The 11675-nt window shown below is 73.5% G+C and carries 8 protein-coding genes; 3 read left to right on the top strand and 5 right to left on the bottom strand.

Annotated elements, in window-relative coordinates:
- Nucleotides 1-4: 4 nt before the first annotated feature.
- From Sru01_RS08550 to Sru01_RS08530, 5 genes are all read right to left on the bottom strand, one after another.
- Complete coding sequence (locus tag Sru01_RS08550) at nucleotides 5-832, bottom strand: DUF4253 domain-containing protein (protein ID WP_203983357.1); 828 nt, start codon at nucleotides 830-832, stop codon at nucleotides 5-7.
- Nucleotides 833-1038: 206 nt separating this feature from the next.
- Nucleotides 1039-2364, bottom strand: a complete 1326-nt coding sequence (locus Sru01_RS08545) for an MFS transporter (RefSeq protein WP_239137128.1) — start codon at nucleotides 2362-2364, stop codon at nucleotides 1039-1041.
- 125 nt (nucleotides 2365-2489) lie between these two features.
- Nucleotides 2490-3122 carry an HNH endonuclease family protein gene (locus Sru01_RS08540; RefSeq protein WP_203983356.1) on the bottom strand — a complete coding sequence of 211 codons (633 nt, stop codon included), beginning with the start codon at nucleotides 3120-3122 and terminating at the stop codon, nucleotides 2490-2492.
- 391 nt (nucleotides 3123-3513) lie between these two features.
- Nucleotides 3514-5031: a glycerol kinase GlpK gene (glpK, locus tag Sru01_RS08535; RefSeq protein ID WP_203983355.1), complete on the bottom strand. Its 1518-nt coding sequence runs from the start codon at nucleotides 5029-5031 to the stop codon at nucleotides 3514-3516.
- The gene (locus tag Sru01_RS08530) at nucleotides 5024-5881 is read right to left on the bottom strand and encodes an MIP/aquaporin family protein (RefSeq protein ID WP_203983354.1); all 858 of its coding nucleotides are present in this window, start codon (nucleotides 5879-5881) and stop codon (nucleotides 5024-5026) included. Before Sru01_RS08530 ends, glpK begins: the two co-directional genes overlap by 8 nt.
- Nucleotides 5882-6210: 329 nt before the next feature.
- Here Sru01_RS08530 and Sru01_RS08525 point away from each other — a divergent pair, with 329 nt between their 5' ends.
- From Sru01_RS08525 to Sru01_RS08515, 3 genes are all read left to right on the top strand, one after another.
- Nucleotides 6211-7392 (top strand): sensor histidine kinase, encoded by a 1182-nt coding sequence (locus Sru01_RS08525; RefSeq protein WP_203983353.1) that lies wholly within the window; start codon nucleotides 6211-6213, stop codon nucleotides 7390-7392.
- Entirely contained in the window at nucleotides 7392-8084 is a 693-nt protein-coding gene (locus tag Sru01_RS08520) for a response regulator transcription factor (RefSeq protein ID WP_203983352.1), read from the top strand. The genes Sru01_RS08525 and Sru01_RS08520 overlap by 1 nt, the downstream gene beginning before the upstream one ends.
- A gap of 279 nt (nucleotides 8085-8363) precedes the next feature.
- Nucleotides 8364-11627 (top strand): efflux RND transporter permease subunit, encoded by a 3264-nt coding sequence (locus tag Sru01_RS08515; RefSeq protein ID WP_203983351.1) that lies wholly within the window; start codon nucleotides 8364-8366, stop codon nucleotides 11625-11627.
- Nucleotides 11628-11675: the final 48 nt, after the last annotated feature.

The raw sequence follows: 11675 nt of genomic DNA, 5'->3' as shown, positions 1-11675 counted from the left end.
AAGCTCAGTCCCACCAGAAGGACCAGGTGTGGCGGTCGCGGATCTGGTCGGCGTAGTCCTCCAGGCAGCCGGCACCCTGGATGATGGCGTCCGGGCAGAACGCCCAGTGCTCGGCGGCCAGGTGCAGCGCGTGCTCGGCGGTGGCCGGCGGCCCGGCCACGCTGAGTTCCAGGGTGTTGAAGCCCATGCAGACCAGGCGGGCGCCGAAGCGGTCCTCCCAGCTGCGCACCACCGCCGACAGCGGGACGTTCCACTCGTTGTGGTGCAGCGCGCCCTGCCAGCCCATGACGGCGAGCGCGTCGGCGCCGCGGTCGACGGCTGCCAACCCGACCGGCATGCCCTGGGCGGCCAGCGTGCCGGCGTACCAGTCGGCCACCTCGTCGGGGTCGCCGCGCAGCGGGGCGGGGTCGGCGGGGCCCGGGCAGTAGCCGCCGAACGGGTCGAGCATGGTGACCTGCTCCTCGGCGGCCCGGTCGATCCAGTCGGCCCACACCTCGGCCATGAAGGCGCCGACGTGGTAGTTGTCGATCTCGGCCGCGGCCTCGGGGGCGACCTGGCCGGCCGACCAGGGCTGGACGGACTCCTCCAGCAGCACCGGCCACAGCCCGGACCGGGGGTGCTCGGCGCGCAGCCGGGACCACAGCGCGCCGGAGGCGGGCGCCTCGCTCAGCCAGAACGCCGGACGCTGGTAGGTCCGGTACTGGACGTAGGTGGGGTCGGGCCACACCACCGCCCCTTCGGGGAGCCCGCCGGCCAGGGTGCGGCCGCGGCCGCCGTCGGCGAACAGCGAACGCAGCTCCGGCGGCAGTGGCCGGGGTTCACTGTCGTCCATCTCCACCGTTCCGCCGCGGACCGCGCCGAAGGGAACTCCGGCCGTCGAGATGGTAGTACGCGGAGGATCCGCCACGTCTCCCGTCGTACCGCACGATCTCCCGTTCTGTCGCGTGCCTGCGGCCATGAGGACTACGTTACGGAAGGTGCGGCGGATCGGCATCCGTACGGGGGTCCGGGGCCATCCGGCGGCCGGCCGGGCGAGGGTCAGGCGGCGGCCGGCTGCCCGCCGGGCTGCTCGGACCGGCGCAGGGCCGCGTCCCTGGTCTCGCGCATCGTCAGGTAGGTGACGAGCGAGACCGCCGCGCAGCCGGCGACGTACCAGTAGAAGCCCGGTTCGGCGCCCGCGTTCTTGAACCACAGCGCGACGTACTCGGCGGTGCCGCCGAACAGGGCGTTGGCCAGCGCGTACGGCAGGGCGACACCGAGGGCGCGTACCTGGGTGGGGAACAGCTCGGCCTTCACGCAGGCGTTGATCGAGGTGTACCCGGTGACGATGACCAGGGCGGCCACCGACAGCAGCAGCGCCTGCCCGACGCTGGTGACGTGCCGCAGCGCGGTGAGCAGCGGGACGGTTCCCAGCATCGAGCCGGCGCCGAACGCGATGAGCAGCGGGCGGCGGCCGACCCGGTCGGACAGCGCTCCGGCGGCCGGCTGGAGCAGGCAGAAGACGCTGAGCGCCAGGAAGCTGACCAGGGTGGCGTCCGACCGGGTGAGCCCGGCACTGTTGGAGAGATATTTCGTGAGATAGGTGGTGTAGGTGTAGTACGCCACGGTGCCGCCCATGGTGAGCGCCATGACGAGCAGGAACTCGCGCTTGTGCGCGCGCAGGGCGCGCAGCGTCCCGCGGCCCGCGGCGGTGGCCTGCTCCTCTTCCTCGAACGCCTCGGTCTCCAGCAGCCCGCGCCGGATGTAGAAGACCACGGCGGCGCCGATCGCGCCGACGACGAACGGGATCCGCCAGCCCCAGGCGTGCAGCGCCTCCTCCGGCATGGATCGCTGGAGCACCATCTGCAGGCCCAGGCCGATGAGCTGGCCGACGGTCATCGAGACGTACTGGAAGCTGGAGGAGAACCCGCGCCGGGCCGGATGCGAGGCCTCGGTCAGGTAGGTAGCGCTCGCGGCGTACTCGCCGCCCACCGACAGGCCCTGGATCAGCCGGGCGACCAGCAGCACCCCCGCTCCGGCGTACCCCACCTGGGCGTAGGTGGGGGCGACCGCGATGAGCAGGGCGCTCAGCGACATCATGGTCACGGTGAGGGTGAGTGCCGCCTTGCGTCCCCGCCGGTCGGCGTACCGGCCGAGCAGCCAGCCGCCGACCGGGCGCATGAAGAAGCCGACCGCGAAGATGCCCGCCGTGTTCAGCAGCTGCGCGGTGGCGTCCCCCTTGGGGAAGAACGCGGCGGCGAAATAGGTGGCGAAGCTGGCGTAGGCGAACCAGTCGTACCACTCCACCATGTTGCCGATCGATCCGCCGAGCACGGCCTTCCACGGCGTGCGCCGCGCGGCCGGCCGGGCACCGTTGTCAGGCACGGGACCTCCTCTCCGGTGGGCGGCCCGGTGCCGCCCGCTCGCCGGGAGAACTTCCCGCCGCCCGGCCGGCCGGCCCTCCGGTGACCGGTTCCGGCCGCCACCGGCGGACCGTCGGTGGCGGTAGGTCAGCAGCGGTCGAGCATGCCGGACAGGGCGGACTTCTCGCTGCTGTCCACGGTCAGGCCCCAGTCGTACTTCACGTCGACATAGGCCCGGGCGTAGGTGCACCAGAACGAGGTGAGCGGCGGCTTCCAGGCCGCCGGGTCGGCGTCCCCCTTGGCCTGGTTGACGTTGTCGGTGACCGCCCACAGCTGCGGGCCGGCCAGGTCGTTGGCGAACGCCTGGCGGCGCGAGGTGGTCCAGGCGTACGCGCCGGACCGCCAGGCCTCGGCCAGTGGCACCAGGTGGTCGATGTCCACGTCGGCGGCGGCGGTCCAGGTGGCCCCGTCGTACGGCGAGGTCCACGAGCCGGAGGTGGCGGCACAGCTGGAGCTGGTCACCACGTTGCGGCCATCCCGCTTGAGCACGGTCTCCCGGGTGTTGCAGGTGCCGGAGATGGTGATCCAGTGCGGGAACAGGGCGCGGTCGTAGGTGTCGGCGTTGCGCTCGGCGGCGACGGTGATCGCGGCGAGTTCGGCGGCGGCGGTGCTCGCCGACGGGATGCCCGGCGGGGTGAGCGCGTGGGCGGCGGTGCTGGTCAGGGTGGCGGCGGCCAGGGCGAGCGCGGTGGCCGCGGCGAGGATGGTGACTCGTCTCACGAGTCTCTCCTTCTGTCTCCAGGCCCCGGCGCATCATGAGATGCCGGACCTTGGGGGGTTGATGAGACAGAAAGGACAATGACTCTGTCGGATAAGTCATGAAATATCAGTAGTTGCTGCCGGAAAGTGGACGGCTTGGTCAGAAGCTGCCGCTCCCCCGCGCCGCACCCACCGCGAGCAGCCACGATGGCGCCGCGGCCGGGTGGCGCACGGCACCGCGCGGCCGCCCGGCGAGATGAACATCCGCCACTGATCAGGTGAACGCCGCGAAAGCCGCGATCGGCGCGGACGGCGCGGAGCGCGTAGCGGGCGCGGCGCTCAGGGGTCCGGGCATGACACGGCCCGGCGGCCGTGCTCGGGCCGCCGGGCCGTCAGGACGCTCCCCGGTCGCTCAGTCGACGTCGACCCAGTCCAGGGTGCGCTGCACCGCCTTCTTCCAGCCGGCGTACCCTTCGGCGCGCTGCTCGTCGCTCCAGGTGGGCAGCCAGCGCCGGTCCTCGTTCCAGTTGCTCTTCAGCTCCTCGGTGGAGGACCAGAAGCCGAGCGCCAGCCCGGCCGCGTAGGCGGCGCCGAGCGCCGTCGTCTCGGCCACCACCGGCTTGGACACCGCCACCCCGAGCACGTCCGCCTGGATCTGCATGCACAGGTCGTTGGCCGTCACCCCGCCGTCCACCCGCAGCACGTCCAGGTGCACGCCGGAGTCCTGCTGCATGGCCTCCACCACGTCCCGGCTCTGGTAGCAGATGGCCTCCAGGGTGGCCCGGGCGATGTGCGCGTTGGTGTTGAACCGCGAAAGACCGACGATCGCACCGCGCGCGTCCGAGCGCCAGTACGGCGCGAACAGGCCGGAGAACGCGGGCACGAAGTAGACGCCCCCGTTGTCGCCCACCTGGCGGGCCAGCGACTCGCTCTGCGCGGCGCCGGAGATGATGCCGAGCTGGTCGCGCAGCCACTGCACCGCCGAACCGGTGACCGCGATCGAGCCTTCCAGCGCGTAGACGGGCTTGGCGTCGCCGAACTGGTAGCACACCGTGGTGAGCAGGCCGTGCTGGGAGCGGACCAGCTCCTCGCCGGTGTTGAGCAACAGGAAGTTGCCGGTGCCGTAGGTGTTCTTGGCCTCGCCCACCTCGAAGCAGACCTGGCCGACGGTGGCCGCCTGCTGGTCGCCGAGGTCGCCGCAGATGGGCAGCTCGCCGCCGAGCGGGCCGTCGGCGCGGGTGGACCCGTAGGAGCGCGGATCGGAGGACGGGCGGATCTCCGGCAGCATCGAGCGGGGGATGTCGAAGAACGACAGCAGCTCGTCGTCCCAGTCGAGCGTCTCCAGGTTCATCAGCATGGTGCGGCTGGCGTTGGTCGGGTCGGTGACGTGCACGCCGCCGTTCGGCCCGCCGGTGAGGTTCCAGATCAGCCAGGTGTCGGTGTTGCCGAAGATGGCGTCGCCGGCCTCGGCCGCCGCGCGCACCCCGTCCACGTTGTCGAGGATCCACTTGACCTTGCCGCCGGAGAAGTACGTGGCGGGTGGCAGGCCGGCCTTGCGGCGGATGACGTCGCCCTTGCCCTCGCGTTCCAGCGCGCTGGCGATGCGGTCGGTGCGGGTGTCCTGCCAGACGATGGCGTTGTAGTAGGGGCGGCCGGTGCGGCGGTTCCACACCACGGCGGTCTCCCGCTGGTTGGTGATGCCGAGGCCGACCAGGTCGGACGCCGACAGGTTGGCCTTGCCGAGGGCCGTCTCCACCACGGCGCGGGTGCGCTCCCAGATCTCCACCGGGTTGTGCTCCACCCAGCCGGCCCGCGGCAGGATCTGCTCGTGCTCCAGCTGGTGGCGGGCGATCTCGTTGCCGCCGTGATCGAAGATCATGAAGCGGGAGCTCGTGGTGCCCTGGTCGATTGCTCCGACGAAGTCAGCCATCCGTGGTTCCTCCTCTTGCGGCGGACGTTCCAGACGATGCGGCCTCGGTGGGGACGGTACCCGGCTCCGGCGCGTCGGGGTCGGGCAGGAACCGGGCCACCAGCGCCTGGTACAGCCCGGCGCCGAGCAGGCCGCCGATCAGCGGGGCGATGATGGGCACCCAGAAATAGAGCTGGCCGTACTGATCTCGCCAGGCCGAGCCGTATCCGGTCAGGAAGGAGGCCAGCCGGGGGCCGAAGTCGCGGGCCGGGTTGATGGCGTAGCCGGCGTTGGTGCCCCAGGCCATCCCGATCGCCACGACGATGAGGCCGATGACGAACGGCGCCAGGTTGGCCGCGGGCGAGGTGTTGGCGATGTCGGTGACCGCCAGCACCAGGAACAGCAGGATGGCGGTGCCGATCACCTGGTCGCGGAAGGCGCCCCATTCGTGCACCGGCAGGGTGCCGTTGCCGGGCAGGGTGGAGAAGACGCCCTGGGTCTTGATGGTCAGCCCGGGGTCCACCTGGTGGAGCACCTCGGAGTAGTTCCAGCGGACGATCAGCGCCGCGACGAACGCCCCGGCGGTCTGGGCCAGCGAGTAGGGCAGCACCTTGCGCCAGGAGAACCCCTTGAAGGCGGCGAGCGCCAGCGTCACCGCCGGGTTCAGGTGCGCGCCGCTGATCCGCCCGGCCGTGTAGACGCCGAGGGTGACGCCCAGGCCCCAGGCCCAGGCGATGCTGTCGTGGTCGCCGATGCCGCCGGCGACCACCTGGGCCACGACGGCGGTGCCGAAAAGGATCAGGATGAGGGTTCCCGCGAACTCCGCGGCCAGCTCGCCGGCCAGGCCGGGGGCCTGCCTTGGTCGGACCATGTCGTCTCCTCACTCTCGGCCCCGCGCGCGGTCCCGCCGTCCGGCGAACCGCGCCCGGAACCGCCGGGCGGTGCCCGATCTTCTGCCCGAATCGTCCGATTTGATGCCGGGCTTCGCTCCCGCGTTCCACGGGCCTGGCTGTTACACCAGGCGATCAACGGTGCTGACCGCCTGTTACACGTGCCCCGATTATGAAATTTTTGTGCAGGCTTGGCCACAGCGAGGGACACTTCTTTCCCCTGGATCTACCGTGACCGCGGTACGTGACCCGGGCCTGGTGGTACCCGGGGAGGAGGAGCGCGACGCCCGCGCCGCCGTACGGTGGGATCGTGCGTCGCCTGACCGAGCTGTGGCACGCCCTGCGGGCCCGGCCGCTGCTGCTGAACTCCCTCGTGGCGCTCCTGGTCTTCGTCCCGGTCGCGTTCGGCCCGCCGTCGGAGCACCGGGGCGCCGCGGAGCCGCTGAGCGGGGCCGGCCTGGCCATCGGCGTGCTGGTGTGCGCGGCGCTGGCGGTCCGGCGCCGGTGGCCGCGCGCGGTGGTGGCGATCACCGTCGCCGGCGTGGTCGCCAACATGGCGATCGGCGGGGCCCGCAATACGCCGCTCGACATCGTGCCGGCGGTCGCGGTGGCCGGCCTGGCCGCGCACGGCTCCCGCCGGGCCGGCTGGACGGCGGGGGCGATCGTGGCGCTGGTGCTGGCCGGGGTGCGCATCGCGTTCTCCGGCGCCGCCTGGTGGGGTCCGGAGGTGGCCGGGCAGATCGCCTGGATCGGCATGGCGGCCGCGGCCGGCGACGCGCTGCGCAGCCGCCGCGCCTACGTCGCCGCGATCGAGGAACGGGCCGAGCGCGCCGAGCGCACCCGGGAGGAGGAGGCCCGGCGCCGGGTGATGGAGGAGCGGCTGCGGATCGCCCGGGAGCTGCACGACGTGCTCGCCCATCACATCGTGCTCATCAACGTGCAGGCCCAGGTGGCCGAGCACGTGCTGGCGCGCGAGCCGCGGCAGGCGGGCGAGGCGCTCGGGCACATCCGGCGGGCCGGGCGGTCCGCGCTGGACGAGCTGCGGGCCACCGTCGGCCTGCTGCGCCAGCCGGGCACCGCCGAGGAGGCACCGACCGAACCGGCGCCCGGCCTGGACCGGCTGCCGGAGCTGATCGACGCGTTCGCGGCGGCCGGGATGGCGGTCGGCTGCCAGGTGGACGGCCCGGCGCGCCCGCTGCCGTTCCCGGTGGAGCTGACCGCGTTCCGCATCGTCCAGGAGGCGCTCACCAACGTCGGCAAGCACGCCGGCCGGGCCACCACCCGGGTGCGGCTGCGGTACGGCCCGGCGGACCTGGCCGTCGAGGTGACCGACGACGGCCGGGGCGGCCCGCCGGGGCCCGCGCCGGGGCACGGGCTGGTCGGCATGCGGGAACGCGCGCTGTCGGTGGGCGGCACCTTCCAGGCGGGACCGGCCCCCGGCCGCGGGTTCCGGGTGCGCGCGGTGCTGCCCGCGCCGGCGGTGGAGGGCTGATGGCCGTCCGGGTGCTGGTCGCCGACGACCAGGCGCTGGTCCGGGCCGGGTTCCGGGTGCTCATCGACTCCGCGCCCGACCTGGAGGTCGTCGGCGAGGCCGCCGACGGCGGGGAGGCGGTGCGGCTGGCCAAGGAGACCGCGGCAGACGTGGTGCTGATGGACATCCGGATGCCCGGCCTGGACGGGCTGGCCGCCACCCGGCTGATCACCGCCGACCCGGCGCTGCGCGGGGTGCGGATCCTGGTGCTGACCACCTTCGAACTCGACGAGTACGTCTTCGCGGCGCTGCGCGCCGGGGCGAGCGGGTTCCTCGGCAAGGGCGTCGAGGCGGCCGAACTGCAGCAGGCGATCCGGGTGGTGGCCCGCGGGGACTCGCTGCTCTCCCCCGCCGCGACCCGGGAGCTCATCGCCCGCTACCTGGCCGGGCCCGGCGCGGCGGCCGCCCCGGCGCCGGAGAGCCTGGCGGTGCTGACCGACCGCGAGCGCGAGATCATGACGCTGGTCGCTTGCGGGCTGACCAACGACGAGATCTCCGGGCGGCTCGGCATCAGCCGGATGACCGCCAAGACGCACGTCAACCGGGCGATGCTCAAGCTGGGCGCGCACGACCGCGCCCAGCTGGTGGTGATCGCCTACGAGACCGGGCTGGTCACCCCGCGCCGCCCGGCCCCGCCGGCCCCCTCCGGCTGAGACCGTTCCTCGCCGGGGGCCGGCCGCGGACGCCCGGCGTTCCCGCCGCGGCCTCCGGCAGGCCACCCGTGGGCCGCCCATGGCAAGGCCGGGGAGCCGGTCCGGCGGGCGGCGGATCCCGGCCGGCCCGGTACGGCGATCGCCGTACGCGCGGGATCGTCCTGAAGCGTGATCCACCGGCCCCGCCGATCGGCCAGGCTTGGGGAAGCGTGCCGGCCCCCCGCCGGCCGCCTCCCGCCGACCGTGCCCGCCCGGACGGGCCCGAGCAGAAGTGGACCGATGTCGTCACTCGCCAGACTGAGCCTCGCCAACCGCGGGCTCGTCGCCATGATCACCTTGGTGGTGGCCGCCTTCGGCGCGTACACCATCCCGGCGCTCAAGCAGCAGCTCCTGCCGTCACTGGCCTTCCCCGTCGTGTCGGTCATCGCCTCCTATCCCGGCGCGGCCCCGCAGATCGTCGAGGACAACGTCACCCGGCCGCTGGAGGACGCGGTCCGCGGCCTGGACGGGGTCACCTCGCTCACCTCGACCTCCCGCGACTCCAGCGCGGTGGTGCAGGTGGGGTTCGACTTCGGCAGCGACATCGAGGACGCGCGGAACCGCATCCAGCAGGCGGTGGCCCGGCTGGGCGCCGGGCTGCCGGACGGCGTCGAGCCGCAGGTGGCGTCGGGCAACACCGATGACATCCCGGTGCTGCAGCTCGCGGTCGGCTCGGCCGAGGACCAGCGGCGGCTGGCCGACCGGCTGGCCGAGCAGGTGGTCCCCGAGCTGTCCGGCATCGCCGGGGTCCGCGAGGTGACGGTCACCGGCACCCGCGAGCAGGTCGTGTCCATCACCCCGGACGACGACGAGCTGGCCGAGCGCGGGCTGAGCTCCGCCGCGATCGTCACCGCGCTGCAGTCCGCGGGCACCCCGCTGCCGGCCGGCACCCTGACCCGGTCCGGCCGGTCGCTCAGCGTCCAGGTGGGCACCGCGCTCGGTTCGGTCAAGAACATCCGCGACCTCTACCTGACCCCGCCGGCGGCCGGCGCCGCACCCGGGTCCGCCGGCGGCCAGGCGCGGAACCCGGGCGCGGCAGGCGCGGCGGGCGCGGCCGCGCGCCCGGCGGCGGCGCCCAAGCCGGTCCGGCTCGGCGACGTGGCCAAGGTCGAGCTGGAACTCGCCGAGGCCACCACCCTCACCCGCACCAACGGCAAGCCCAGCCTCGGCGTCTCGATGACCATGACGCCGGACGGCAACGCGGTGGCCATCTCCCACGACGTGCGGGCCAAGCTGCCCGCCCTCGCCGCGGCCCTGGGCGGTGGCGCGCAGATCACCGTGGTGTTCGACCAGGCGCCGTCGGTGGAGCAGGCGATCGACAGCCTGACCACCGAAGGGCTGCTCGGCCTGGCGATGGCCGTGCTGGTCATCCTGGTCTTCCTGTTCTCGCTGCGCTCGACGATCGTGACGGCGGTGTCCATCCCGCTGTCGGTGCTGATCGCCCTCATCGCGCTGTGGCTGCAGGACTACTCGCTGAACATGCTCACCCTGGGCGCGCTGACCATCGCGGTCGGCCGGGTGGTGGACGACTCGATCGTGGTGCTGGAGAACATCAAACGCCACCTCTCCTACGGCGAGTCCAAGGGGCGCGCGATCGGTGACGGCGTCCGCGAGGTGGCGGGGGCGGTCACCAGCTCGACGCTGACGACCGTCGCGGTCTTCCTGCCGATCGCCTTCGTCGGCGGCCTGGTCGGCGAGCTGTTCGGCCCGTTCGCGGTCACCGTCACCGTGGCGCTGCTGGCGTCGCTGCTGGTGTCGCTGACCGTCGTCCCGGTGCTGAGTTACTGGTTCCTCAAGGCGCCCAAGGGCGGGGACGCCGCGGCGATCCGCCGGGCGGCCGACGAGAAGGAGCGCCGCGGGCTGCTGCAGCGGGCCTACGTCCCGGTCATCCGGTTCGCCACCCGGCACCGGATCATCACGGTCGCCACCGCTGCGGTGATCTTCGTGGGCACCCTGGCGCTGGTGCCGCTGCTGCGGACGAGCTTCATCGACGACGCCGGCCAGAACACCCTCAGCATCAGCCAGAAGCTGCCGCCCAACACCTCGCTGACCGCCGCCGACACGATGGCCAAGAAGGTCGAGCAGGTGGTGGCCGGCACGCCGGAGGTGGAGTCCTACCAGGTCACCGTGGGCGGTGGCACCGCCAGGCTCCGCGGCGGCACCACCGCCGCCTCCCGGGTCTCCCACGCGCTGACGCTGCGCGAGGGCACCGACACCGCGGCGGTCGAGCGGCGGCTGACCGACCGGCTGGCCGGGGTGCCCGGCGCGGGGGAAATCAGCGTCGGCCAGTCCGGCGGGTTCGGCGGGAACTCCCTCGCCGTCGACGTGCGGGCGGCCGACCTGGACACGCTGCGCGCGGCCACCCGGCAGGTCCAGCAGTCGGTGAGCGGCATGCCCGGCGTCGCCGAGGTGACCAGCAGCATGGCCGACACCGTGCCGCGCATCCAGGTCACCGTGAACCGGAAGAAGGCGGCGGAGAAGGGCCTCACCGAGGCCGCGATCGGCCAGGCCGTGACGCAGGCCTTCCGCGGCACCACGATCACCGAGCTGGCGTTCGACGACACCACCGCCGACGTCGTGCTGCGCGGCGGCGACCGGCCCGCCTCGGCGGCCGCGCTGCGCGAGGTGAAGATCGCCGGCAAGGTGACGGTGGACGACGTCGCGACGGTGCGCGAGGTGGCCGGGCCGGTCGAGGTGACCCGGGTCGACGGCGAGCGCAGCGCCACGGTGTCCGCCAAGGCCACCGGGAGCGACCTCGGCGCGACCTCCGCCGCGCTGAAGAGCCGGCTGGCGGCGCTGGCACTGCCGGCCGGCGCGTCGTACGAGATCGGCGGGGCCAGCGCCGACCAGGCCGAGGCGTTCGGCAACCTGGGCCTGGCCCTGGTGGCCGCCATCGCCCTGGTCTTCTTCGTGATGGTGGCGACGTTCCGTAGCGTCGCGCAGCCGCTGCTGCTGCTGGTGTCCATCCCGTTCGCGGCGACCGGTGCCATCGGGCTGCTGCTGGCCACCGGCACCACGCTCGGGCTGGCCGCGATGATCGGCATGTTGATGCTGATCGGCATCGTGGTCACCAACGCGATCGTGCTGATCGACCTGGTGAACCAGTACCGGGAGCAGGGCATGCCGCTGCACGAGGCGGTCGTGGAGGGCGGCCGGCGGCGGCTGCGCCCCATCCTGATGACCGCGCTGGCGACGATCTTCGCGCTGCTGCCGATGGCGCTCGGCCTCACCGGCGAGGGCGGCTTCATCTCCCGGCCGCTGGCCATCGTGGTGATCGGCGGGCTGGTCAGCTCGACGCTGCTCACCCTGCTGCTGGTGCCGACCCTCTACACGATGGTCGAGGGCCGCAAGGAGCGGATCCGGGCCCGGCGGGCCGCCCGGCACGGCACCCCGGCCGGCGGCGAGCCGTCCGGCGAGGGCCGCGAGGGCGGCGACCCGGCCGGAGCCGGCGAGCAGGAGCGGGCCGCCGGCCACGACACGGCGGTCGGCGCCGGACGGAGTTGACCCCACCCGGCCCGGCGGTGCCCGCACCGCCGGGCCGGGTCCCCTGAG

It is taken from the genome of Sphaerisporangium rufum, assembly GCF_016863395.1.
Lineage (GTDB): Bacteria > Actinomycetota > Actinomycetes > Streptosporangiales > Streptosporangiaceae > Sphaerisporangium > Sphaerisporangium rufum.
This window is presented reverse-complemented; position numbering and strand designations above follow the sequence as displayed.